We start from the raw sequence: 406 nt of genomic DNA, 5'->3' as shown, positions 1-406 counted from the left end.
GATGGATGTCATGCAGCTGTCCGAGGTCGGCGACGTCGACCTTGACCTTGGCGAGGAAATAGGGCTCGCCGGTCCTCTCATCCGTCAGCCGGTCGGCCGAGACAGAGTTGAGCAGGCCGTGGATCTGCGGCAGATGCCTGGTCGGATAGGCCGACAGCACCACGCGTGCCGGCATGTCCGGATGCACCATGTCGATATCGGCCGGTTTGATACGTGAATCGATGACCAGATTGGGCTCGTTGGGTACGATATCGAGAAGCGGCTGGCCGCCGGAAATCACGCCGGATTCAGTCCTGACACGCAGGTTCATGACGGTTCCGGAAATCGGCGCGACGATATCGGTCCTGGCCAGCACATCCTGGCGTGAGGGCAAAAGGCTGCGCAGTTCGGCGAGGTCGCCGCGCAC

The 406-nt window shown here is 62.3% G+C and carries 1 protein-coding gene; it reads right to left on the bottom strand.

The genetic code is table 11. The annotated features are described in order from the left end of the window. The coding region (locus EOA38_RS38785; protein ID WP_127301704.1) for an HlyD family efflux transporter periplasmic adaptor subunit at nucleotides 1-406 on the bottom strand (406 nt) is incomplete at both ends.

The organism is Mesorhizobium sp. M1E.F.Ca.ET.041.01.1.1, assembly GCF_003997355.1.
Lineage (GTDB): Bacteria > Pseudomonadota > Alphaproteobacteria > Rhizobiales > Rhizobiaceae > Mesorhizobium.
This window is presented reverse-complemented; position numbering and strand designations above follow the sequence as displayed.